22 protein-coding genes are annotated in these 22,831 nt (G+C 74.8%); 8 read left to right on the forward strand and 14 right to left on the reverse strand.

Features of this window, described 5'->3' with window-relative positions; all coding sequences use genetic code 11:
- Positions 1–32: 32 nt before the first annotated feature.
- The 3 genes from J4709_RS16975 (at position 33) to J4709_RS16985 (ending at position 2,720) form a co-directional block, all read left to right on the forward strand.
- Complete coding sequence (locus J4709_RS16975) at positions 33–614, forward strand: DUF5998 family protein (protein WP_208241808.1); 582 nt, start codon at positions 33–35, stop codon at positions 612–614.
- On the forward strand, positions 611–1,735 hold the full coding sequence (locus tag J4709_RS16980; protein WP_208241811.1) for an alkaline phosphatase family protein: 1,125 nt from the start codon (positions 611–613) through the stop codon (positions 1,733–1,735). Before J4709_RS16975 ends, J4709_RS16980 begins: the two co-directional genes overlap by 4 nt.
- A gap of 154 nt (positions 1,736–1,889) precedes the next feature.
- The gene (locus J4709_RS16985; protein ID WP_307801304.1) at positions 1,890–2,720 is read left to right on the forward strand and encodes a sulfurtransferase; all 831 of its coding nucleotides are present in this window, start codon (positions 1,890–1,892) and stop codon (positions 2,718–2,720) included.
- A 59-nt stretch (positions 2,721–2,779) separates the two neighbouring features.
- Here J4709_RS16985 and J4709_RS16990 read toward each other — a convergent pair whose 3' ends face one another.
- The 4 genes from J4709_RS16990 to J4709_RS17005 all read right to left on the reverse strand — a co-directional run bounded on the left by J4709_RS16990 (position 2,780) and on the right by J4709_RS17005 (position 7,608).
- Positions 2,780–5,371: a CHAT domain-containing protein gene (locus J4709_RS16990; RefSeq protein WP_307801305.1), complete on the reverse strand. Its 2,592-nt coding sequence runs from the start codon at positions 5,369–5,371 to the stop codon at positions 2,780–2,782.
- A complete protein-coding gene (locus tag J4709_RS16995) occupies positions 5,368–5,817 on the reverse strand; it encodes a hypothetical protein (protein WP_208241815.1) in 450 nt (149 codons plus the stop codon). The genes J4709_RS16990 and J4709_RS16995 overlap by 4 nt, the downstream gene beginning before the upstream one ends.
- Positions 5,814–6,344 carry an RNA polymerase sigma factor gene (locus J4709_RS17000; protein WP_232383620.1) on the reverse strand — a complete coding sequence of 177 codons (531 nt, stop codon included), beginning with the start codon at positions 6,342–6,344 and terminating at the stop codon, positions 5,814–5,816. Before J4709_RS17000 ends, J4709_RS16995 begins: the two co-directional genes overlap by 4 nt.
- Before the next feature lie 100 nt (positions 6,345–6,444).
- Entirely contained in the window at positions 6,445–7,608 is a 1,164-nt protein-coding gene (locus J4709_RS17005) for a S8 family peptidase (RefSeq protein WP_208241819.1), read from the reverse strand.
- Positions 7,609–7,893: 285 nt separating this feature from the next.
- Here J4709_RS17005 and J4709_RS17010 point away from each other — a divergent pair, with 285 nt between their 5' ends.
- Positions 7,894–8,388 carry a DUF3145 domain-containing protein gene (locus J4709_RS17010; RefSeq protein WP_173095464.1) on the forward strand — a complete coding sequence of 165 codons (495 nt, stop codon included), beginning with the start codon at positions 7,894–7,896 and terminating at the stop codon, positions 8,386–8,388.
- A gap of 291 nt (positions 8,389–8,679) precedes the next feature.
- Here J4709_RS17010 and J4709_RS17015 read toward each other — a convergent pair whose 3' ends face one another.
- The 9 genes from J4709_RS17015 to J4709_RS17055 form a co-directional block, all read right to left on the reverse strand.
- The gene (locus J4709_RS17015) at positions 8,680–9,987 is read right to left on the reverse strand and encodes a beta-ketoacyl-[acyl-carrier-protein] synthase family protein (RefSeq protein WP_208241821.1); all 1,308 of its coding nucleotides are present in this window, start codon (positions 9,985–9,987) and stop codon (positions 8,680–8,682) included.
- Positions 9,988–10,142: 155 nt separating this feature from the next.
- Complete coding sequence (locus J4709_RS17020; RefSeq protein WP_173095462.1) at positions 10,143–10,394, reverse strand: acyl carrier protein; 252 nt, start codon at positions 10,392–10,394, stop codon at positions 10,143–10,145.
- A 57-nt stretch (positions 10,395–10,451) separates the two neighbouring features.
- Positions 10,452–11,417 carry a beta-ketoacyl-ACP synthase III gene (locus tag J4709_RS17025; protein ID WP_208241823.1) on the reverse strand — a complete coding sequence of 322 codons (966 nt, stop codon included), beginning with the start codon at positions 11,415–11,417 and terminating at the stop codon, positions 10,452–10,454.
- Entirely contained in the window at positions 11,414–12,328 is a 915-nt protein-coding gene (locus J4709_RS17030; protein ID WP_208241825.1) for an ACP S-malonyltransferase, read from the reverse strand. Before J4709_RS17030 ends, J4709_RS17025 begins: the two co-directional genes overlap by 4 nt.
- Before the next feature lie 91 nt (positions 12,329–12,419).
- Positions 12,420–13,601 carry a PucR family transcriptional regulator gene (locus tag J4709_RS17035; protein WP_307801306.1) on the reverse strand — a complete coding sequence of 394 codons (1,182 nt, stop codon included), beginning with the start codon at positions 13,599–13,601 and terminating at the stop codon, positions 12,420–12,422.
- A gap of 56 nt (positions 13,602–13,657) precedes the next feature.
- The gene (locus J4709_RS17040; RefSeq protein ID WP_232383621.1) at positions 13,658–14,632 is read right to left on the reverse strand and encodes an alpha/beta hydrolase; all 975 of its coding nucleotides are present in this window, start codon (positions 14,630–14,632) and stop codon (positions 13,658–13,660) included.
- 91 nt (positions 14,633–14,723) lie between these two features.
- Positions 14,724–15,692, reverse strand: coding sequence for an alpha/beta hydrolase (locus J4709_RS17045; RefSeq protein ID WP_208241829.1), 969 nt, complete (start codon positions 15,690–15,692; stop codon positions 14,724–14,726).
- Between the two features lie 158 nt (positions 15,693–15,850).
- A complete protein-coding gene (locus tag J4709_RS17050) occupies positions 15,851–16,525 on the reverse strand; it encodes a response regulator (RefSeq protein WP_208241831.1) in 675 nt (224 codons plus the stop codon).
- Positions 16,522–17,868, reverse strand: a complete 1,347-nt coding sequence (locus J4709_RS17055; RefSeq protein ID WP_208241833.1) for a sensor histidine kinase — start codon at positions 17,866–17,868, stop codon at positions 16,522–16,524. The genes J4709_RS17050 and J4709_RS17055 overlap by 4 nt, the downstream gene beginning before the upstream one ends.
- An 83-nt stretch (positions 17,869–17,951) precedes the next feature.
- Here J4709_RS17055 and J4709_RS17060 point away from each other — a divergent pair, with 83 nt between their 5' ends.
- Both J4709_RS17060 and J4709_RS17065 read left to right on the forward strand, forming a co-directional pair.
- Complete coding sequence (locus J4709_RS17060; protein WP_208241836.1) at positions 17,952–18,977, forward strand: PHP domain-containing protein; 1,026 nt, start codon at positions 17,952–17,954, stop codon at positions 18,975–18,977.
- Positions 18,978–19,050: 73 nt separating this feature from the next.
- Positions 19,051–19,695 (forward strand): hypothetical protein, encoded by a 645-nt coding sequence (locus tag J4709_RS17065; RefSeq protein ID WP_208241838.1) that lies wholly within the window; start codon positions 19,051–19,053, stop codon positions 19,693–19,695.
- A 25-nt stretch (positions 19,696–19,720) separates the two neighbouring features.
- On the opposite strand, the gene J4709_RS17070 is transcribed toward J4709_RS17065, so the two are convergent.
- Complete coding sequence (locus J4709_RS17070; protein WP_208241840.1) at positions 19,721–21,055, reverse strand: tannase/feruloyl esterase family alpha/beta hydrolase; 1,335 nt, start codon at positions 21,053–21,055, stop codon at positions 19,721–19,723.
- Positions 21,056–21,341: 286 nt separating this feature from the next.
- Here J4709_RS17070 and J4709_RS17075 point away from each other — a divergent pair, with 286 nt between their 5' ends.
- Positions 21,342–22,127, forward strand: coding sequence for an ABC transporter ATP-binding protein (locus J4709_RS17075; RefSeq protein WP_208242234.1), 786 nt, complete (start codon positions 21,342–21,344; stop codon positions 22,125–22,127).
- On the forward strand, positions 22,114–22,818 hold the full coding sequence (locus J4709_RS17080; RefSeq protein WP_208241841.1) for an ABC transporter ATP-binding protein: 705 nt from the start codon (positions 22,114–22,116) through the stop codon (positions 22,816–22,818). Before J4709_RS17075 ends, J4709_RS17080 begins: the two co-directional genes overlap by 14 nt.
- Positions 22,819–22,831 lie beyond the last annotated feature (13 nt).

Raw genomic sequence — 22,831 nt, forward strand, 5'->3', positions numbered from 1 at the left:
GCGTGGCGCCCCGGACAGGGCAGGATAGGGGCATGAGGGAAACCCGAGCGACCGCTCATGGTTTGCGCACGGCGATCGAGCGCAGCGGCTACTACCCGGCCCTGGTCGCGGACGCGGTCGAGTCGGCCATAGGGGACGAGCGCGTCGCCGCGTACGTCGTGCACCACGAGGCGACGTTCGACCCCGCGATGGAGGTGCGGCGGCACGTGACGGTGCTGGTGCTGTCCGCGTCCCGGCTGCTGGTGTGCCACACCGACGAGCACCCGCCCGGCGAGGGCATGGAGCGCCCGCACGCGTCCACCACGACCGAGGCGGTGAAGCTGGAGCGGGTCCAGTCGGTCGCGGTGACGCGCGTCGTCCCTGACCCGGCCTCGTACGTGCCGGGGGTGCCGCCGACCGAGGTGGTGCTGACGATCGGATGGGGCGCGATCGCGCACATCGACCTGGAGCCCGCGACCTGCGGCGACGAGAACTGCGAGGCCGACCACGGCTACACCGGCAGCGTCACCGCCGACGACCTGTCGCTGCGGGTGAGCGAGGCCGCCGACGGCGCCGACGCCGTCGCGCAGGTGCTGGCCTTCGCCGAGGAGCTGTCCGCGGCGACCGCCCGGTGACCGCGCCGCCGGCGCCGCCCGTCCCGCGGTACGGGTCGGGCGCGCTCGCCGACGTCCCGGTGTCGGTGCTGGCCGCGCTCGGCGTCCCGGACGCGGTGAACGTGCTGGGCCTGCCCGCGCTGCCGCGCGCCTGCGTGCTGCTGGTGGACGGGCTCGGCTGGGAGCAGCTGCGCGCCCACCCGGATGAGGCGCCGTACCTGGCCGCGATGGCCGGCGGCCCGATCACGGCGGGGTTTCCCGCGACGACCGTGACGAGCCTCGCGTCGCTCGGCACCGGCCTGCCGCCCGGCGGGCACGGGCTGCTCGGCCTGCAGGTCGCCGTCCCGGGGACGGGCCGGCTGCTCAACTGCCTGCGCTGGCAGGACGACGCGGTCGATCCGGAGCATTTCCAGCCCGCGCCGACGATCTACCAGCGGGCGGCGGCGGACGGCGTCGCGACCGCGTACGTGTCGCTCGGCCTGTACCGGAACTCGCCGCTCAGCCGGGCCACGGCCCGCGGCGCGGACTACGTGGCCGCCGACAGCCTGGGGCAGCTCGTGGGGCGCGCCGAATGGGCGCTGCGGCGCGGCGACCGGTCGCTGGTGACCCTGTACCACCCGGACCTCGACTCGACCGGGCACAAGTTCGGGGCGGGGTCCGCCGAGTGGCGGCACCAGCTGCGGTTCGTGGACGTCCTCGTGCAGGAGCTCGCCGCGGTCCTGCCCCCGGGCTCGGCGCTGTACGTGACCGCCGACCACGGCATGGTCGACCCGTCCGAGCGGATCGACGCCGACACCGTCCCGGAGTTGGGCGAGGGCGTGGCCCTGCTCGGCGGCGACGCGCGCTGCCGGTACGTCTACAGCGAGCCCGGCGCCCACGAGGACGTCCTCGCCGCGTGGACCGCGCTGGTCGGCGACCGGGCGTGGGTCGTGCCGCGCGCGCGGGCGGTGGCCGGCGGCTGGTTCGGGCCGCTCGCCCCGGGGATGGCCGACCGGATCGGCGACGTGATCGCCGTCCCGCACGGGGATCTGGCGATCGTGGCGTCCGAGCGGGAGCCGTGGCTGAACCGGATGGTCGGCATGCACGGCTCCCTCGCCGCGGCCGAGCAGATCGTCCCGTTGCTGTCGGCGACCCGCCCCTGATCCCGTGCCCCCGGAGGCCCGGCGCTGACCTGGGACGTCGCGGAATCGTTGCTGGTCACGGCGTGTCCCGGGGCCGGTGATGCGTAGGCTGCGGGTTGTGACGAACCCCGCCGAGCCCCTCCTCAATCCGGGCGCCGAAGGTCAAACTGGCGATGTGCACCCTCTCATCGAAGTGCCCGCGCTGGACCGGCTGCTCCGGCAGCAGACCCCGTTGGTCCTGCTGGACGTGCGTTGGCATCTGGCGGGGCCGCCGGGAGTCGACTCCTACCGCAAGGGCCATCTGCCCGGGGCCGTGTTCGTCGACCTGGACCGCGACGTGGCGGGGCCGCCGGGTCCCGCCGGGCGCCATCCGCTGCCCGCGTCCGGGGACTTCGAGGCCGCGATGCGCCGCGCCGGCGTGTCGGGGGACCGGCTCGTCGTGGTCTACGACGACGCCGACTCCATGTCCGCCGCGCGGGTCTGGTGGTCGCTGCGCTACTTCGGCCACGACAGGGTCCGCGTGCTGAACGGCGGCTACCGGGCGTGGACGGAGACGGGCCTCGCGGTCACCACCGACGAGCCGGACGTGAAGCCGGGCGACTTCTTCGCCCGGCCGGGCCGGCTGCCCGTGCTGGACGCCGAGGGGGCCGGGGCGCTGGCGACGGCCGGGGTGCTGCTGGACGCCCGCGCCGCCGAGCGGTACCGCGGCGAGACCGAGCCGGTCGACCCGGTCGCCGGGCACATCCCGGGCGCGCGGAACGCCCCGACGTCGGGGAACGTCGGCGTGGACGGCCGGTTCCTGCCGCCCGGGCTGCTGCGCGAGCGGTTCGCGCAGCTCGGTGCGACCGACGCGCTGGACGTCGGCGCCTACTGCGGGTCCGGGGTGACGGCCGCGCACGAGATCCTCGCCCTGAACCTCGCGGGCATCCCCGCCGCCCTCTATGTCGGGTCGTGGTCGAACTGGGTCGCCGACCCGACCAACCCGGTCGCGACGGGCGACATCTGACCCGCCGTGGGCCAAGGGCCCGTGGTCGCCGGGACGATCCGGCGGCCACGGGCCCTTCGTCATCCCGAGCCGAAGCAGAGGAACCCCGCGACGCCGGGGGAGCGCTCCACGGCGGCGAGCGCGCGCGCCGGCGGCAGTCCCGACGCCAGCCCGGTGTGGAACGCGGCCATGAACCCGGGCGTCGTGGCGTCCCGGACGGGCGCGACGCTGGCGATCACCGTGGCGGCGCCGAGGGCGAGCAGCACGCCCGCCATCCCGACGGCGGCGTCGCCCTCGGCGGACCGGCCGATGTCGCACGCCGACAGCACCACCACGCGGGGCGGCGCCGCGAGGGCGTCCAGGTCGTGCACGGTCAGCGGCCCGTCGGCGAGCCGCAGCAGCGAGAACAGCGCGTTCCCCTCGCGGAACTCGCCGTGCGCGGCGACGTGGGCGAGCGCGGCGCCGTCCAGCGCGTCGCGGACGGCTTCTGCGCGCGCGCCCGGCCCGTCCAGGACGCGTGCGCCGGGGTGCACGCCGAGCAGGGCGGTGATCTCGCGCCCGGCGTGGGCGAGACCGGGGCCCGCGACCAGCACGGTATGACCGCCGGCCGGACGGTCCGCGCGGGCGCGCAGCCAGGCCGCAGCGGACGGGACGACCGTGAACGGGCGTCCCGCGAGCGACGGCAGCGCCGCCCAGGGGAGGCCGTGCAGCGGCCCGGTCGGGGCGATCACCAGGTCGCGGTCGCCCGTGCCGTCTCGCAGGGGCGCCAGCAGCAGCCGGTCGAGCCGTCCGGCGGACTCGGCGACGGCGGTGAGCGCGGCGGGATCGTCGGTGCCCGCGAGCCGGCCCAGCGCGAAGCGGATCACCCCGGCCTCGCGGGCGACGGCGTCACGGTCGCCGAGCCGGTGCCTGCGGGTCCGGCCGCCGGAGACGGTGACCGCGTGGAGTTCGCCGCCGATCGCGACCAGCTCGACGAGGGCGCGGCCGCCGAGCGCCGCGGCGATCTCCGCGGGCTCGGGGGCGTCCGGGCCGGGCGGCCCGCCGGGGCGGCGGCGGGTGTGCGCGCTGACCTTCGCCTCCAGGGCCGCCAGGTCGGCGGCGAGCACGGACGGGACGCCGCCGCGCGCGGCGTCGCAGGTGTGCGCGGCGCTGAGCGCGCGCAGCGTGGCCAGCGCACCGGCCCGCTCGGGATCGGCGGGCGGTCGCAGCCGCGCCGGCCGGGCGATGGCGCGCCGCCGCTCCTCCAGGGCCAGCAGCTCCGCGGCGGACCCGGCGAGCCCGAGCCCGAGCGCGGCCAGCTCGCCGGCGAGGCCAGCCGCGCGGGCCCGCAGGTCCAGCGCGCCGAACGCCTCCGCGTGCCGCGCGGCCGTCTCCAGCCCGGCGCGGACGGCGCCGACCGCGCCCCGCACGTCGCCGCGCGCAGAGCGCTCCAGCGCGGTCGCGTGCCACCCCGCGATCCGGACGGCGGCGGGCCCGTCCGCGTCGCCGGCCCCCGCGAGCAGGTGGCCGGACGGCCTGCCGAGGTCCATCGCGACCCGCGCCGCGATGATGCGGGTCTCGGCCGCCGGCCCGGCCCAGCCGCCGTCGCCGAGCAGGTCGGCCGCCGCGGCGGCGTCGGCCAGCAGCGCCCCGGTCCGCTCGCCGGACTCCCAGCGCGCCTTGATCAGCACCTGCTCGGCGAGCGGGATCCAGCCGAGGCGCTCCTGCCCGGCGAACGCCTCCTGCGCCTGCGCGGCGGTCGCGGCGGCGCGATCCGGGTCGCCGTCCGCGAGCTCCGCGTGCGCGCGCAGCAGGAGGGCGTCCGCGACGTCGCACCGGTAGCCGTGCGTCCGCGACGCGTCCAGGGCCGCGTCGAGCAGTGGGCGCGCCTCCCTCGGCAGGCCCGCCGCGATGAGGGTCTCCGCCTGGTCGAGGCGGCACTGCGCCAGCCGCTCCCCGGCCAAGTGGGGCTCGGCCTCGGCGTAGAGCCGCAGTGCGCGCGGGACGTCCCCGCGCCGCGACACCGCGAACGCCAGGTTCCCCTTGGCCATCGCCGTCTGGTGCCGCAGCCCGGATGCCTCGCCGACCGCGACGGCCTCCGCGAGCGCCTCCTCGGCACCGCCGAAGTCGCCGTGCATCGCCCGCGCGAGGCCGATGTTGTTCAGCAGCCCATTGAGCGCCGCCCGGTCGTTCCCCTGCCGTAGCCCGGCGAGCGCGCGCTCCGCGACCTCATGTGCCTCGGCGACGCGTCCCGCGCGGGCCAGGGCGCACGCCTTGTTGGCGGCCAGCCGGTCCGCCTCCTCACCGCGCAGGACGGTTTCCGCCTCCTCCGCGAGCGCCAACGCCTCGGCGAGGTCACCGCGCGCCGTCAGCAGACCCACCAGGTTCATCCGGACCTTGGCGGCGGCGTACGGGTCGGGACGCGCGTCGCCCGTCCACGAGTCGTCGGAGAACACCGGCCACTCCGCCTCCTCGGCCGGAGCGGCCGTCTCCCGGCCCGTCGCCAGGTCGAGCGCCCGGTAGAGGAACGCCAGCCCCTCCTCCAGACGGCCCAGCTCCTTGCACGCCAGGCCCGCGATCCGCAGCGCCAGGATGTCGTCACCGCGCTCCAGCAGCGTCATCGCGCGGGCGTGCGCCGTCCCCGGGTCGATCGCCGCCAGCCACAGCAGCGCCCGCTCGTCCTCGCCGCTCACACGCGCACCCAGCTGGTGACGACCGACGACCCGTCCGGCAGCCGGAACAGCAGGCTGACCAGCCCCTCCGGCACCCGCGGCAGGCAGAACACCCCGGACGGGCCGGTACGCGCGGCCGGTCCGCCCGCGGGCAGGTCGCGGTGCCGGACGACGATCTCGGCGGCCACCGGCGGGACGAGCCGTCCGGTGATCTCGCGGTGCCGGCCGTCCCCGGCGACCTCGATCTCCACCGACGCCCCCGGACAGCCGAACGCCAGGGACCGCCCCGTCCCGCCGCGCGCCCCCGCCGCCGGACGCGCGCCGCGGTCGTGGTGCAGTTCCGCCAGCGCCGCCGCCGGGGTCCGCCACGCGAGCGCCGAACGCGCCGCCGCGAGCACCCCCGCCGGCACCGGGTCCAGGACGTCGAACGCGGCCCGCGCCCCCGCCATCAGCTCCTCGTCGTTCACGGGACGAGCCTCCGCAGCGCGGACAGGCACCGGGCCCGCGTCGGGCCGACGCTGCCGACCGGGATGCCGAGCGCCGCCGCCAGCTCGGCGTAGCTGGCGGCCTGCGCGAACAGCCGCAGCAGCGTCCGGCAGCGGCCGGGCAGCGCCTCCAGCGCGGCGCCGACGCGGCCGAGCCGGTCCCGGGCCACCGCCACCTCGTCCGGCCCGGACGAGGGGCGCGCGCCGAGCGCCACCGGCGCCAGGTCGCGGGCCCGCCGCCGCAGCACGCCCATGCACTCGTTGCGCGCCGTCGTCGCCAGCCAGCATCCCGCCGCGGCCGGGTCGTCGAGCGCGCCGATCCGTTCCACCAGCCGCAGCCAGCACGTCTGCACCACGTCGCCCGCGTCCGCGTCGCCCAGCCGGTGCGCGCGGGCGATAGACCACAGCAGCCCGCTGTACCGCTCCACCAGCCGCGACCACGCGGCCTCGTCGCCCTCCCGAGCCCGGACCACAAGCTCGCTCGTACCGTCGTCCTGCAAGGCCGCCAAGGGGTCTCCCGCCACGTCATCCGCCGACATCGACGGATCACCCTAAGTGGGAAATCAACAACACTCCGTGCACGGTTACCGCTTCGCCGCCGGACCGTGCTCAAGAACTGATGAGTACGCCGAGGTCCGGGCGGGTGGCGCAGTGCGCCGGATCCAGGACGCGGTCGGCCGCGGACGGCGCGTCCAGGTCCTCCGCTGCCGCGAGCCCCGCGATCCGCCCCGCCACGACGGGCGCGGCGAACGACGTCCCGCTCCACGTCGCATACCCCTCGAACCGGTCCGGATCGGCGCCTCCCGACGGCGGGCGCGGGCCGTCGAACCACACGTGCGTGCTCGCCACGTCCACACCCGGCGCGCACGCGTCCACCCACCAGCCGTAGTTGGAGAACCAGGCCCGGTCGTCCCCGTCGAGCGCCGCGACGGCGACGACCGGTTTCATCGCGGCCGGCCAGAACGGGCGGTCGCACGCGGTGTTCCCCGCGCACGCCACCACGACCGTCCGGCGGCCGAGCGCGGTGATCGCCCTCGCCAGCACCGGGGACGGCCGGTCGTCGAAGGTGTGGCAGCCCAGCGAGACGTTCACCACGTCCGCGCCGCCCGACGCCGCGAGCCGGGTCAGCGCCCGGACGACGTCCAGCTCGTCGCCGACGCCGTCCCCGCCGATGACGCGCAGCGCCCGCAGCGCCGCCGCCGGCGCGTGCCGCAGCACCACGCCCGCGATGAACGTGCCGTGCCCCGCCTGCGCGTCCAGTTCGAGGTCCAGGTCGGCGTCGAGCACCTCCGCCACCTCGTCGCGCTGCTCGCCGAACCACGCGGCGTCCTCCCACCAGGGGTGCGGCGACAGGCCCGTGTCCAGGATCGCGACCGTCACGTCCCGCCGTGCTGGCGCCGCCGTCGGGACGGGCAGCGGCGGCGCCGGGCGCGGCCGGTCGGCCGGGCCGCTCCACCACATCGGCTGCCCGTGGACGAGATGGTTCGGCGACACGCTCAGCGTCCGATGGCGGCCACCACCGGACAACTGCGCCGAAAGCTCGCACACGTCCACCTTCGCCGACGGCCGCAGGCGCAGCCGCGTCGCGCCCGGCTCGTCCTGCCGCGCGTCGCACCACCGCCGCACCAGCCCCTGCGCCGCGTCCGCGTCCCGCCCCGAGACGAGGACCTGGTCGCGACGCACCAGCGTCCGCCGCCCCGGCACCGGCTCCACCACCACCGCGTCGCGGTGCCGCACCAGCAGCCGTTCCAGCCGCGCTTCCTGGTCGAGCATCGGTCCCCTCTCCCGCACCACGGACCCGGCACTCATCGTGCCGGAGTGGGCACGTGAAGTGACCGGTGAACGCGCCGAAACGGCGGCGGCGCCGGGGGCGAGGGCCTACGCTTGACGGCCGAGGCCGGGTGAACGGTGCGCATCGCGTGGTCAAGCGTTCGGCAAACGGTGAAGTCACGGTGGTGCGACCGGGGCCGATGATGCACAATGAGGGACGCGGACGCCGTCTTGGGACGTACGAGGCCGTAGGGGAAGACGAGCCTCGGTACAGATCCAGGAGGTCCGGTGACCGCACGTGGCGTTTTCTACGTCCACTCCGCGCCACCTGCGCTGAGCCCGCACATCGAGTGGGCCGCCGCAGGTGTCCTCGGCGTGCCCGTTTCCCTTGAGTGGGCCGATCAGGCGGCCGCACCGGGGACGCTGCGCGCCGAGCTTCATTGGGAGGGCAGGCCGGGCACCGCCGCGGGGATCACCTCGGCCCTGCGCAACTGGAAACTGGTGCGGTTCGAGGCCACCGAGGACCCGACGCCGGGCAGCGACGGCGTCCGCTACAGCTTCACCCCGTCCCTCGGGGTGTTCAGCGGCGTCATCGGCGCCAACGGCGACATCATGGTGCCCGAGGACCGGCTGCGGTCGGTCATGGCCAATGCCGCCGTCGGCAAGGCGACCCTGGAGCACGAGCTCGACCGGCTCCTCGGCACGCCCTGGGACAACGAGCTGGAGCCCTTCCGGCGCGCCGGCGACGGCGCCCCGGTGCGCTGGCTGCACGCTGCTGTTTAAGCAATCCCGGCCCAAGGGGCTCGCCTGGCGGCTCGCCCCTTGACCGTGCTTGGGCGAGCGCGGCCTCGATTCGCGAGCTGACCGTCGGGGGCTCGCCTTCGGCTTCGCCCCCGACGGTCAGATAACGCGCTCGCGTGCGGGCTGGGGTTTGCTGCCGGGCCGGCTTGGGGCTGCTTCGGCTTGCGCTCGGCGGCAGGGCTCGCCTTCGGCTCGCCCCACCGGACAGATGTGCACAACGGCCCGGCTGGTCCTCTATGGGACTGCCGGGCCGTTGGTGCGCGTGTGGTGGTCTTACAGGGCGCGCTCGAAGGCGACGGAGACGTTGTGGCCGCCGAAGCCGAACGAGTTGTTCAGCGCCGCCGCGGGGCCGTCCGCGAGCTTGCGCGGCTCGTCCCGCACGATGTCCAGGTCGACGTCGTCGTCGAGGTCCTCCAGGTTGGCGACCGCCGGGACGAGGCCGTCGCGCAGCGCGAGGATCGTGAACGCCGACTCCAGCGCGCCGGCGCCGCCCAGCAGGTGCCCGGTCATCGACTTGGTCGCGGTGACGGCCACCTTGGCGGCGGCCTCCTCGCCGAGGCCCGCCTTGATGGAGTTGAGCTCGGCGACGTCGCCGGACGGCGTCGAGGTGGCGTGCGCGTTGATGTGCACGATGTCCTCGGGGCGCAGGCCCGCGTCGGCGAGCGCCCGCTGCATCGCCTTGGCCTGCCCGCCGCCGCTCGGGTCCGGCAGCACGATGTCGTAGGCGTCGTTGGAGTAGCCGCAGCCGGCGGCGACGCCGTGCACGCGGGCGCCGCGGGCGCGCGCGTGCTCCTCGGACTCCAGGATGAGCATGGCGGCGCCCTCGCCGAGCACGAAGCCGTCGCGGTTCTTGTCGTAGGGCCGGGACGCGCGCGCCGGCTCCTCGTTGCGGGTCGACATCGCGCGCATCCGGCCGAACGAGGCCATCTGCAGCGGGTGGATGCACGACTCGGTGCCGCCGCAGATGACGACGTCGGCGCGGCCCGCGCGGATCATGTCGATGGCGTAGCCGACCGCCTCGCCGCTGGACGCGCACGCGCTGACCAGGGCGTGCGAGCCGGCGGTCGCGCCGAACTCGATGCCGACGTGCCCGGACGCGCCGTTCGGCATCAGCATCGGCACGGTGAACGGCGACACCCGCGACCAGCCCTGCTCCTGGAACACCTCGTAGCTGTTCAGCGCGGTGTGCAGGCCGCCGATGCCGCTGGAGACGACCACGCCGAGGCGGTCGCCGTCGACGACGAAACCGCCGGGCACGCCGGCGGGCTCCTCGTTGCGCATCGTCTTGTTGCTGACCGCCGGGGCGAAGCCGGCGTGGGTCCACGCCTCCCGCGCGGCGATCAGCGCGATCGCCTGGTTGCGGTCGAGGCGGCGCAGCGACTGCTTCGGCATGACCTCGGACGGGTCGACCTTCAGCGTGGCGGCGAAACGAACCGGCAGGTCCTCGACGCCCTCCCAGTCCAGGCTGCGGATCCCGGACTCTCCGGCGAGCAGGGCGGACCAGGTCGACGGCAGGTCGCCGCCGAGAGGGGTCGTTGCACCGAGACCGGTCACCACGACTCTGGTCTGGCTCTTGCTCATAGATGCTCCTTGCGGACTGGAGGGGGAGTGGAGGCAGGGCGCGCCCGGCCCGGACCGCCGCCCGGGCCCGTGCGGGCCCGATCCGGACGGCTCGGCGGCGCGCCCTCCCTGCGGCCGGTCCGTGCGAAGCGGCACGGCCCGGCCACCGGCCGGAACTAGCTCTGGAGCTTCTGGACGAAGTTGATGACGTCCTGGACGCTCTTCAGGTTGCGCAGCTCGTCGTCGGGGATCTCGACGCCGAAGCGGTCCTGGGCGGCCACCGCGATCTCCACCATCGACAGCGAGTCGATGTCGAGGTCGTCGATGAAGTTCTTGTCCGGGGTGACCTCGGACTTGTCGATGCCGACGATCTCGTCGATGATCTCGGCGAGGCCGTCCAGGATCTGCTGCTCGGTGGCGACTGCCATGGTTCTGCGTTCTCCTTCGGTGGGTTGGTCCAGAGCCTTGCGGGCAGGCGAGACGGCCTACGGGATCTGGATGACTTGGGCAGCGTAGGACAGTCCGGCACCGAACCCCACCAGGAGGGCGGGGGCGCCGGACGGCACGTCGCCGCGTTCGATCATGCGGGAGAGGGCCAGCGGGATGGAGGCCCCGGAGGTGTTGCCGGAGTGCACGATGTCGTCGGCCACCACCGCGTTGGCGGCCTTCACCTTGCGCGCGATCGCGTTGATGATCCGCAGGTTGGCCTGGTGGGGGACGATGGCGGCGAGGTCGTCGGGGGTGATCCCGGCGCGCTCGCACGCCTCCAGCGCGACCGGCGCGATGGCGGTGGTGGCCCAGCGGAACACCGCCTGGCCCTCCTGCCGGATGAACGAGTGCCGGTCGTCGATGATGATCTTGTCGTAGTCCTCGCCGGCGCTGCCCCACACGACCGGGCCGATGCCGGCCGTGTCGCTGCCGGTGACGACCGCGGCGCCCGCCCCGTCGGCGAAGATGATGCTGGTGGAGCGGTCGGTCCAGTCGATCCACTGGGACATCTTCTCCGACCCGATCACCAGCACGTTGCGGGCGCTGCCGGCGCGGACGGCGGCGCCGGCGGTGCCGAGCGCGTAGCAGAACCCGGCGCAGGCGGCGTTCAGGTCGAACGCGCCGGGCGCGTCGATGCCGAGCCGGTGCGCGACCTGCGGCGCGTGGCCGGGCATCGGCGACTCCGCCGAGCAGGTCGCGAGGATCACCAGGTCGATGTCGGACGGGTCGAGGCCGCTGTTGGCGAGCGCCTTGCCGCCGGCGTGCACGCCGAGCTCGACGATGCCCTCGTCGTCGCCGGCGATCCGCCGCTCCTGGATGCCGACGCGGGTGCGGATCCACTCGTCGTTGGTGTCGACGGTCCGCGACAGCTCGTCGTTGGTGACGATCCGGGCGGGCCGGTAGTCGCCGAACGCCAGGATGCGGGCGCCCGCGGTCGCCTCGGGGATGCGCAGCCCGGTCATGCCGCGTCCGCCTTGATCAGCTCGCGGGCCTTGTCCAGGTCGGCGGGGGTCTTCAGGGCGACCAGCTCGATGCCCTTCAGCTCGCGGCGGGCCAGCCCGACCAGCGTGCCGGCCGGCGGCAGCTCGATGATGCCGGTGACGCCGATCTCCCGCATCGTGGCCATGCACGCGTCCCAGCGGACGGGGGCGCTGACCTGCTCGACGAGCCGCGCCACGAAGTCGGCGCCGGTCGCGACGACGGCGCCGTCCCGGTTCTGCAGCAGCTTCGTGCGGGGGTCGGCGACGGGGGCGCCGGCGGCGAGGCCGCGCAGGACGTCGACGGCGGGGGCCATGTGCTCGGTGTGGAAGGCGCCGGCGACCGACAGCGGCCGCAGCCGCGCCTTCTCCGGCGGCTCGTCGGCGAACCGCGCGAGCTGCTCCATCGTCCCGGCGGCGACGACCTGCCCGGCGCCGTTGACGTTGGCGGGGGTGAGGCCGTGCTTGTCGATCGAGGCGAGCACCTCGTCGGCGTCGCCGCCGAGGACGGCGGTCATGCCGGTCTCGGTGACGGCGGCGGCCTCGGCCATCGCGCGGCCCCGCTCCCGGACGAGCACCAGCGCGGCCTCGGGGGTCAGCACCCCGGAGATCGCCGCGGCGGCCAGCTCGCCGACGCTGTGCCCCGCGACGGCGCCGGGGGCGCCGCCCTCGTAGAGCACCTCGTAGGCGGCGAGCGCGGCGGCGACCAGCAGCGGCTGCGCCACGGCGGTGTCGCGGATCTCCTCGGCGTCGGCGGTCGTCCCGTAGCGGACCAGGTCCAGCCCCGTGACGGCCGACCACCAGGCGAGACGGTCGGCGACTCCGGGTATCTCTAGCCATGGCTGCAGGAAGCCGGGGGTCTGGGCGCCCTGGCCGGGCGATGCGAGGAGGATCACGATGCCCAGCCTCCCGCGAACGCCCCGTTCCTCTCGATGCCGATCGCGACGAAGTTTGGTCGCGACCCTTTGTACGACCCCTACAAGCCCGTTATGCGCGGGGCGGGCGGGCGGCGAAGCGGCCCAGGACGAGGGCGATGCGGAGCGTGAACGCGTTGCGCCCATCGGTGGGCGCGAGGCCCGTCAGCTCGGTGACGCGTCGCAGCCGGTAACGCACCGTGTTGGGGTGCACGAACAGCAGCCGAGCGGTCGCCTCCAGTGACGATCCTTGCTCCAGGTAGGTGGTGAGGGTGTCCAGCAGCGGGGCGCCGGCGGCGAGCATCGGGTTGTAGACACCCTCCACCAGGTAGCGGCGCGCATCGGTGTCGCCGTCGAGGGCCCGCTCGGGCAGCAGTTCGGTCGCGGGCACGGGGCGCGGCGCGTCCGGCCAGCCGGCGGCGGCGCGCAGCCCGGCGACCGCGGCCTGCGCCGACTTGGTGGAGTCGTACAGGTCGCCGACCTTCGGGCCGACGACGACGGGGCCGGGCCCGCACTTGGCGGCGATGGGGCGGGCCGCCTCCATCGGGTCGGCGTCGCCGCCCACGATCACGATGACCCGGTGGCCGTGCACGCCGGCCAGCACGTCGGCGCGGGCGCGCCGCCCGGCCAGCTGCATCTGGTCGATGGTGACCTCGGGCTCCTCGTCCTCGGGCGTGTACCCGGCGATCACCGTGACGGGCTTGGACGTCCAGCCGAGCGCCGCCGCCCAGGAGTGCATGCCGTCGTCGACCTCGCCGCGCAGCACCGCGTTGACGACGAGGGCCTCCAGGCGGGCGTCCCAGGCGGCGCGGGTCTCGGCGGCGCGCGCGTACACCTGCGCGGCGCCGAACGCGACGTCGCGGGTGTAGCGCAGGATGGCCTCGCGGAGCTGGGCCTCGCCGCCGGGCGCGGCCAGCTCGTCCAGCCGGGTCTCCACCACCTCGATGATCACCCGGATCATGTCGATGGTGTGGTGCAGCTTGATGGAGCGCAGCAGCTCGCGGGGCGCGGTGCCGAACACCTCGCCGGCGATGGCGGGCCGGGTCCGCTCGTTGCTCTTGAACCACTCGACGAACGCCGCGATGCCCGCCTGCGCGACCAGCCCGATCCAGGAGCGCTGGTCCGGCGGCATCCGCCGGAACCAGGGGAGCTGCTCCTCCATGCTGGTGAGCGCCGCGGTGCCGAACGTGCCCATCGCCTTCTCCAGGCGCTGGGTGGTCTGCTCGCGGATTTCGGCCTCGCTTGCGGTGTCCACCTCCCCAGGGTGCCACCGAACCGGCGATGTTCCGTCCCGGAGTGAGTGATCCGGCCTCAGCCGCGGACGACGGCGGGGGCGTCGCCGAGGGCGATCTCGGTGAGGTTGCGCAGCGGCAGCGAGCCCGGCGCGAGGTAGTCGCTGTGGCCGCCGGAGCCCGCGGCGAACACCCGGGCGCCGAAGCCGCGGGAGACGGGGTCCGGTCCGAGGCCGAGGCCGAGGATGCGCACGTGCGGGACGTCCTCCATCCAGTCGGTGGAGCCGCGCCCCGCCCAGACGCGGGCGGTGCCGCCGAGGTCGGCGGCCGACCACGCGGTCGTGCCGGGGCTGCCGTACAGGGCGATGTCGGTGACCTGCCGCCATGCCGCCGCGGCGCCGCCGTGGTCGTCGAGCGCGGCGCGCCCGCAGACGACCGAGCCGTAGCTGTGGCACAGCAGCGCGACGTGGGCCGAGGGGTTCGCCCGGCGCATGCCCGAGAGGAAGTGCAGCAGCTCGCCCGCGCCCTCGCCGGCGCGCTGGTCGGTCAGGACGTCGCCGCTGAAGGTCTTGGGGGCGGCGTAGCCGAGCCACGCCACGACGGCCAGCCCCGGGTCGGCGGTGATCGCGTGCGCCCGGGCGTAGACGGCGCGCGCCCCGCCGCCCGGCGTGGACCATGGCCGGTGGCCGCGCTTGTCGAACGCCGTCAGGGTCGTGTCGGCGCCGGGGACGAGCACCGCGATCCGACGCGCGTGCGCGAGGTCGCCGACGACCTCGATGGCCCGTCCGGCACCGCGCGGGTCGAAGTACAGGAACCGGCGGTCGGGCGCCAGGAAGGCGCCCAGCGCGCGCGCCCGGCCGCTGTCGCCGACGCTGCGTGCCGTCCGCAGCGCCTCCTGGATCGACCGGCGCTCGGCGGCGTACCGGACGGCCAGCGTCGCCGGCGCCATCGACGGGACGGCGGCGGGCGCCGCATAGGGGTCGGCGTGCCCGGTCCCGGCGGTGGTGAGCATGAGGGCCGCGATGGAGACGGCGCAGGCCAGCGCCCGTCGCAACCGTCGGGCGCGCCTCGGTGTCGTCTCTGGTGGCGGCGGCATCTCCGGTCTTTCTACCATCCGGGGCCGGGTGCGGGGCCCGGCCGGGGCGTCACCGGGTCACGTCGGCGTCCCTGCCGAGGGCGATCAGGGCGAGGTTGCGGAGGGCGACGGTCCCCGGCTTGAGGTAGGCGCTGTGCGGGCCGGTGCCGGCGTCGAAGCGCCGCGCGCCGAACCCGGGCGCGGCCGGGTCCGCGCCGAAGCCGATCCCGGCGAACCGTACGTTCGGTACGTACTGCATCCAGTCGCCCGTGGCGCGGCCCGCCCACACGCGGGCGGACGTCCCGAGGTCGGACGCCCGGCGCGCGGTGACGCCGGGGCTGCCGAACAGCGCGATCTCGTCCACCGGCGCGGCGGCCAGGTGGGGCACGGCCTTCCCGCAGACCACCGAGCCGTAGCTGTGGCAGAGCAGGGCGATCCGGGCGCGGTCGTTGACGCGGCGGACGCCGGTGAGGAACCGTTCGAGCGCGCGGGCGCCGGCGGCGGCGCGGCCGTCGGTCAGCACCTGCGGGCTGAGCGTCCGCGGCGGCCGGTAGCCGAGCCAGGCGACCACGGCGATCCGCTCGGCGGGCGCGTCCGCGCGCGCCTGCCGGTAGAGGGCGCGGCTGCCGCCGCCGACGAACTTCGCCGAGTCGAAGTTGGTGAGCGCGGTGTCGGCGCCCGGCACCACGACCGCGATCCGGTCGGCGGCGGCCAGGTCGCCGAGGACCTCGACGGCCTGGCCGCGGCCGCGCGGGTCGAACGCCAGGAAGCGGCGGCCCGGCGCGAGGAACGCCGACAGGGCCCGGCGCCGGTCGTGGTCGCGGACCCGCCGCGCCGTCGCCCACGCCTTGGCGATCTCCCCGCCGGTCGCCTGGTAGCGGGCGTCCAGCGTCGCGGCCGACAGCGCGGGGAGCCGCGCCGGGCGCGTGTACGCCTCGGCGGGCCCGGTGGCCGCCGTGGTCGTGGCGGTCACCGCCAGCACGGCGGCGGCCGCGACCGCCCTGGTGCGCCTGCCGGTGGCCGGGTGCCCGCTGCCCATCCGACGTCCTCTCTGGTCAGTGGTGAAGTACTGACCAGGACGCTAGGAACCGGACGCCGTCGCGGGGATCACCCGGCGGTGCGGACTTGCGGCATGCGACCCCGGTATGACGGCCGATACCTTGGCGGGCGGCCCGCCGGGGTACCGCCCGCCGCGCGTCAGTCGCCGGGGCGGACCAGGCCGACCTCGTAGGCGTACACGATCGCCTGCGGCCGGTCGCGGAGCGCGAGCTTCATCAGCACCCGCCCGAAGTGCGTCTTGACGGTCTGCTCGGCGACGACCAGCTTCGCAGCGATCTCCCCGTTGGACAGGCCCCGCGCCACCAGCCCGAGCACCTCGGTCTCCCGCTCGGTGAGGTCCTCCAGCCGCTTGCGGGACGGCGCGCGCGGCCCGCCCAGCCGGGAGAACTCCGCGATCAGCCGCCGGGTGATCGACGGGGACAGCAGCGCGTCGCCCGCCGCCACGATCCGCACCGCGTCGGCGAGCTCGCCGGCCGACGCGTCCTTCAGCAGGAACCCGCTGGCCCCGGCGCGCAGCGCCTCGTAGACGTAGTCGTCCAGGTCGAACGTGGTCAGCATGAGGACTTTCGGCGGGTCGCCGCCGTCCTCGCCGTGCCCGTCGAGGAGCCGCCGGGTCGCCTCCAGGCCGTCCATGACGGGCATCCGGACGTCCATCAGGACGACGTCGGGCCGCAGCTCGGCGACGCGCCGCAGCCCCTCCTCGCCGTTCACCGCCTCGCCGACGACCTCGATGTCGGGCTGGGCGTTCAGCAGCACCCCGAAGCCGGTGCGGACCATGCCCTGGTCGTCGACGATCACCACGCGGACCGTCACGTCGCGGCCCGCGCCTTCACCGGCAGGGTGGCGTTCACGGCGAATCCTCCGTCCTCGGTGGCCCGGGCGGTCACCTCGCCGCCCAGCATGGACACCCGCTCGCGCATCCCCACCAGCCCGTGGCCGGTGCCCCCCGGGGAGGGCGTGGGGACGTGCCCGTCGCCCGGCGGGCCGTTGACGACGCCGAGCCGAAGTATGCCGTCCTCGCGGACCGCCGCGACGGCGACCCGTGATCCGGGCGCGTGCCGCATCGCGTTGCTCAGCGCCTCCTGCAGGATCCGGTACGCGGTGAGCCCGACGCCGGGCGGCAGCCCGTCCAGGTCGCCGCCGAGCCGCGTCGAGACGGCGAGCCCGGCGCCGCGGGCGTGCGCGACCAGCTCGTCCAGCCGTTCGAGGCTGGGCTGCGGCGCGGTCTCGGCGCCGTCCTCGGAGCGCAGGACGCCGAGGATGCGGCGCATCTCGGTGAGCGCGTCGAGGGCGGTCGCGCGGATCTCCGACAGGTCCTTGCGGGTCTCGTCGGGGACGGCCTCGACCTTGTACGGCGCCGCCTCCGCCTGGATCGCGATCATCGACATGTGGTGCGCCACCACGTCGTGCAGTTCCCGGGCGATCCGCTGCCGCTCGGTGAGCACCGCCTCCGCGGCCTGGTGGCGCTTCTCCTGCTCGGCCAGCTCGCGGCGCTGCTCGGCCAGCTGCATCCGGGAGGTGTTGCGCAGCCGCACGGCGTACCCGACGACCAGCGCGAGCAGCAGCAGGACGGACGCGCCGCCCGCGGTCCGGACGTCCTTGATCCACACCCCGGCGAGCGAGAGCAGGCCGACCCCGATGGTGATGTCCCGCGCGCACCGCACCGCGACCGTGTACAGGCACACGATCGCGACGATCGTCCCCGCGGGAATGTAGGGGACGGTCAGCCAGTGGCCGGCCGGGATGACGGCCATCGCCACGAAGCTGATCCGCCAGGCGCCGAGCGGATGCCGGTCGCGCAGCGCCAGCGGCAGCGTCACCGCGATCGACACGATGAGCCGCACCAGCTCGTCCGGGCGGTCCATCGGGACCGGGGGGCCGGGCGGGGCGGGGGGCGGGAAGTGGACGAGCTGCGGCGTCGCCAGCAGCGAGTTCGTCCCGGCGGCGAGCGCGATGGCGAGCGCGACGCCGACCACGTTGACGACGAACCCGTACGGGAGCCGCCCGATCCCGACGTACCGCGTCCAGCGCAGCAGGACGGGCCACGGCCGGTCCGCCGGTACGGGATCGGCCCGCCCGGTCACGGCCGCGGCGAGGACGGACCTGAGCAGGCCGTTCGGCGTGGAGGACGCGTCGTCGTCGTTCTGCCCGGTCATGAGGCCAGGCTAGAGACACCGGAACCGGACCCGTATGGGACCACGGTGCGACATGCACGTCGTACGTGGGTACCGTGCCAGGCGTGGAGCCCGTCGAAGCGCTGCGCCGCATCGCGTTCCTGCTGGAGCGCGCGCATGAGCCGACCTACCGCGTCCGGGCCTTCCGCAAGGCCGCCGATCTGGTCGAGGCGACGTCCCCGGACGCGTTGCGGGACCGGGCGCGCGACGGCACGCTGACCGATCTGCCCGGCATCGGCAAGGTCACGGCTCTCGTCATCGACGAGGCGCTGCGCGGCGAGGCCCCCGTCTACCTGCGGCGGCTGGAGGCCACCGAGGGCGAGCCGCTGGACGAGGCGACCGCCGCGCTGCGCTCGGCGCTGCGCGGCGACCTGCACACCCACAGCGACTGGTCGGACGGCGGGTCGCCGATCCGGGAGATGGCCGAGACGGCCCGTTCGCTGGGCCACGAGTACCTCGCCCTGACCGACCACTCGCCGCGGCTGACCGTCGCGAACGGCCTGTCCGCCGACCGGCTCCGCCGCCAGCTGGACGTCGTCGCCGAGCTGAACGAGGAGCTGGCGCCGTTCCGGATACTCACCGGCATCGAGGTCGACATCCTCGACGACGGCGCCCTCGACCAGGACCCGGACCTGCTCGGCCGGCTGGACGTCGTCGTCGCGAGCGTCCACTCCAAGCTCCGCATGGACCGCGTCGCGATGACGAAGCGCATGGTCGCCGCGGTCGCGAACCCGCGGGTGAACGTCCTCGGGCACTGCACCGGTCGGATCGTGAAGGCGGGCGGGAAGCGCGGCGGGCTGCGCCCCGAGTCGGAGTTCGACGCGGCGCTGGTCTTCGACGCCTGCGCCGCCTACGACGTCGCCGTGGAGATCAACTCGCGCCCGGAGCGCCTCGACCCGCCGAAGCGGCTGCTGCGCCTCGCCGTCGAGGCCGGCTGCCGCTTCTCGATCGACTCCGACGCGCACGCGCCGGGCCAGCTCGACTGGCAGCACTACGGCTGCGAGCGCGCCGCCCGCTGCGGCGTCACGGCCGGCCGGGTGGTCAACACCCTGCCCGCCGACGCGCTCCTCGCCTGGTCACGCGGCGCCTGAGAGCCTCCGCGCGGCGCCCGAAAACCGGACTTTGCCGGTTAGACCGGTCCAAAAGGGCGCTATAACTTTGATCATGAAGTTTCCGTACTCCTACGCATTGGTACTGGCCGCGTGCGCTCTGGCGGCCGGATGCGGCGGAGGGTCGTCCTCCTCTCCGAAGGAGAAGCCCGCGGCCGAGGAGGCGCCGAGCGGTCACCCGATCTCGGCGCCGGACCCCTCGACGACGGCCTCCCCGGTCATCAAGCCCTCCCCGCGCGACGGCGCGCCGCTGATCGAAGAGCTGAAGTACGACCTGCGCGAGCGGACGGTCAAGATGGCCGGGACGCCGGGCCGCACCGGCGCCGCCTGCGACCAGGATTCGGTGGCGGCGACCAAGGGCGCGAAGGTCACCTGCACGGTCACCTACGAGGGGATCAAGGTGACCTGGCCGGTGACGATCCAGGGACCGTCCATGGGCGGGCTGACCCTCGCCTACGACGCCGAGCCCAGCGTCGGGATCATGACGGCGAAGGGCGCCGCCGCCGACTTCTGGGGCAACAACCACGACTCCGGTACCGACCTGCGCTGCGACGACATGCCGGCGGTGAAGCAGGTGCCGCTCGGGCAGAAGACCGGCTACCGCTGCAGCTACCTGACCGAGTCGTCGATCGACGGCAAGCCGCTGCGGGTGCCGCTGGACCTGATCGTGCGGTCCACCGGCCCGTACTTCCGCGCCTGAGCGGGCACCGCGTCGAGCGGCGGCGCTACGAGGCGGCGTTCAGGGAGCAGGTGTTGACGACGTCACCGGTCGCGGGACGCGGCAGTGTCGCGCTCTCAGGCGGCGACTGGTGGCGCGTCGTCCAGGCTTCCAGGGCCGTGAACGCGCTGCGCATGCACGGCAGGAGCGGCCGGAGCCTGTCGGGATAGGTGTCGTAGAGGCCGTCGACGTGGTTGGCGGCCTCTACGCGGTAGTACCGGTAGAGCGCGGACCCGCGCGCGCGGACCATCCTGGAGTAGACGTCCGAGTCGGTGCTGATCGGCAGCAGTGTGTCGTAGGTGCCCTGCAGCGTGATGAGCGGCTTGCGGATGCGGCCGGTGAGCGCGATGCGGGCGACCGCCTTGTGGACGGACCGCGGGCGCGCCGCGTAGTTGTAGTCCGCCTCGTCGCCCGTGTAGGACGGGTCGAACTCCTTGCGGTAGATGGTCTGCGTGAGGTTCCAGTACACCTGGTCATGGAACCGCCAGAGGAACTCCGAGCCCGGGGCCAGACCGGCGTCCAGGAGCGCCTTGTGCGCGGACGGGTCGCCGTTGGCCGCATAGGACGGATAGGCGCGCAGGATCGACGGCAGGTAGGTGAACAGGTTCGGGCCGTCAGTCCGCCACAGGGTGCCTTCGGCGTCGATACCGCCGTCGTACAGCTCGGGATGCTTCTCCAACTGCCAGCGGACGAGGTAGCCCCCGTTGGAGATGCCGGCCGCGTAGGTGCGGCGGGGCGAGCGCCCGTAGTGGCGGGCCACGACCTTCTTGGCGGCGCGGGTGAGCTGGGTGAGCCGGTCGTTCCATTCGACCATCGCGTCCCCGGGGCGCTTCCCGTCCTTGTAGAACTCGGTGCCGCTGTTGCCCTTGTCGGTGGCGGCGTAGGCGTAGCCCTTGGCGAGCGCCCAGTCGGAGATGGTGAAGTCGTTGGCGTACTGGCGGCGGTTGCCGGGCGAGCCGGCGACGACGAGCCCGCCCGTCCAGTGCTCGGGGAGCCGGATGACGAACTGCGCGTCGTGGTTCCAGCCGTTGTTCGTGTTGAACGTCGAGGTGTCCGGGAAGTAGCCGTCGATCTGGACGCCCGGAACGTGCGCGGGGTTCTTCGTCGCCGTGGACTGCAGGCCCGCCCAGTCGGCCGGCACCGTGTGGCCGGACGCGACCGTCCCCGCGGTGGTGAGGTCGTCGAGGCACGCGTCGACCTGCTTCTGTGCGCCCGGGACGTGCACGTTCGGTGCGCAGGCGGGGGCCTGCGCCTGCGCCGGGGCGGCGGCGGTGAGCGCGGCGGCGGTCAGGGTGGCGCCGGTGAGGGCGGTGGCGGTCAGGAGGCTGCGGACCTTCGGCATTCCGGCTCCTTCGGCGGGTCCCCGGTGCGGGGACGGGTGCCGTCATCGTGGTGAGCGCGGACGGGCGCGGCCACGTGCGCGGCCCACATATCCGGGCGCGGCCGCATGTGCCGGCGGCCGTGACCTGCACGTGATGTGGGTCACACCCTTATCGGGCGGCCGGAATGTGGGTGCCTCTCACATGGTCCGGCCTCCGGACGCGATTTAGCGTTCCCGGTCACGGCGACCCGGTGTGGTCCGGGTCACTGATCACCTCGAACAACGCCGAGGAACGCGAGGAGGGCGCATGGCCGGTCCCGTCGGAGGGGCCCCGGTTCTGGCGGCGCGCGGCCTGGTCAGGGAGTTCCGCGGCTTCCGGGCCGTGGACGGCGTCGACCTGGACGTCGCGGAGGGCTCGGTGCACGCGCTGGTGGGGCCGAACGGCGCGGGCAAGACCACGCTGTTCAACCTGCTCACCGGCTTCCTGAAGCCGACGGCGGGCAGCGTGCGGCTCGGCCCGCACGAGCTCGCCGGGCGGAGCCCCGAGCACGTCGCGCGGCTCGGGCTGGCCCGGTCGTTCCAGATCACCAGCCTGTTCGCGGAGCTCACCCCGCTCCAGCACGTCGAGCTGGCGCTGGCCGGCCGGACCGGGCTCGGCTGGCGGTTCTGGCGCTCGGACAAGGCGCTCGGGCGCTTCTCCGATCGCGCCGCCGAACTGCTCGAACAGGTCGGCCTTGACGGGCACGGCGCGACGCCCGCCGGCGCCCTCGCCTACGGCCGCAAGCGCGCGCTGGAGCTGGCGCTCGCCCTCGCCCTCGACCCCAAGGTGCTGCTTCTGGACGAGCCGACCGCCGGGATGGGCGTGGAGGACGTCGACCGCACCGTCCAGCTGATCCGGCGGGTGCGCGAGTCCGGCGACGGGACGCTGACCGTCGTGATGGTGGAGCACAACATGAGCGTCGTCTCCAGCCTCGCCGACCGGGTCACCGTGCTGCAGCAGGGCCGGGTGCTCGTCGAGGGCCCGTACGCCGAGATCCGCCACGACCCGCGCGTCGTCACCGCCTACCTCGGAGACTCCAATGCTGCGCATTGACGGACTGTCGGCCTGGTACGGCGAGGCGCAGGCGCTGCGCGAGGTGTCGCTGCAGGTCGACGAGGGCGAGATCGTCACGCTGGTCGGGCGCAACGGCGCGGGCAAGACCACCCTCCTGCGCTGCCTCATGGGCCTGCACAAGGACGCCAAGGGGACGATCGAGTTCCTCGGGGGCGACGTCACCGGGCTCGGCCCGCACAAGCGGGCCCGCCGCGGCCTCGGCTACGTCCCCGACGACCGCGGCATCTTCGCCACGCTCTCCGTCGAGGAGAACCTCACCCTCCCGCCCGTCGCGCGTCCGGACGACGACCGCGAAGCGTGGTCGCTGGAGCGGGTGTACGAGACGTTCCCGCGGCTGCGCGAGCGGCGCCGCTTCCCCGGGACGAAGCTGTCGGGCGGCGAGCAGCAGATGCTCGCGCTCGCCCGGGTGCTGCGCACCGGCGCCCGGCTGCTGCTGTGCGACGAGCCCACCGAGGGCCTGTCGCCGCTGATCGTCCAGCAGATCGGCGACATCCTCCGCGAGGTCAAGGCGGCCGGCGTGACCGTCCTGCTCATCGAGCAGAACGTGCACTTCGCCGCGACCGTGGCCGACCGGCACCACCTGCTCGCGGAGGGCCGCGTCGTGGAGTCGCTGGACAACGACGAGGTCCTCGCCCGCGAGGGCGAGCTCCTCGAATACCTCGGAATCTGAGAACCACCTCGAA

It is taken from the genome of Actinomadura violacea (genome assembly GCF_017573465.1).
Taxonomy (GTDB): Bacteria; Actinomycetota; Actinomycetes; order Streptosporangiales; family Streptosporangiaceae; genus Spirillospora; species Spirillospora violacea.

Excerpts from the sequence above, each read along its gene's own strand:
- J4709_RS16975 (WP_208241808.1), top strand. The coding sequence starts at position 33 with ATGAGGGAAACCCGAGCGACCGCTCATGGTTTGCGCACGGCGATCGAG.
- J4709_RS17005 (WP_208241819.1), bottom strand. The coding sequence starts at position 7,608 with ATGCTCGACCAGGAAGCGCGGCTGGAACGGCTGCTGGTGCGGCACCGC.
- J4709_RS17015 (WP_208241821.1), bottom strand. The coding sequence starts at position 9,987 with ATGAGCAAGAGCCAGACCAGAGTCGTGGTGACCGGTCTCGGTGCAACG.
- J4709_RS17020 (WP_173095462.1), bottom strand. The coding sequence starts at position 10,394 with ATGGCAGTCGCCACCGAGCAGCAGATCCTGGACGGCCTCGCCGAGATC.
- J4709_RS17025 (WP_208241823.1), bottom strand. The coding sequence starts at position 11,417 with ATGACCGGGCTGCGCATCCCCGAGGCGACCGCGGGCGCCCGCATCCTG.
- J4709_RS17045 (WP_208241829.1), bottom strand. The coding sequence starts at position 15,692 with ATGGGCAGCGGGCACCCGGCCACCGGCAGGCGCACCAGGGCGGTCGCG.
- J4709_RS17055 (WP_208241833.1), bottom strand. The coding sequence starts at position 17,868 with ATGACCGGGCAGAACGACGACGACGCGTCCTCCACGCCGAACGGCCTG.
- J4709_RS17065 (WP_208241838.1), top strand. The coding sequence starts at position 19,051 with ATGAAGTTTCCGTACTCCTACGCATTGGTACTGGCCGCGTGCGCTCTG.
- J4709_RS17070 (WP_208241840.1), bottom strand. The coding sequence starts at position 21,055 with ATGCCGAAGGTCCGCAGCCTCCTGACCGCCACCGCCCTCACCGGCGCC.
- J4709_RS17075 (WP_208242234.1), top strand. The coding sequence starts at position 21,342 with ATGGCCGGTCCCGTCGGAGGGGCCCCGGTTCTGGCGGCGCGCGGCCTG.
- J4709_RS17080 (WP_208241841.1), top strand. The coding sequence starts at position 22,114 with ATGCTGCGCATTGACGGACTGTCGGCCTGGTACGGCGAGGCGCAGGCG.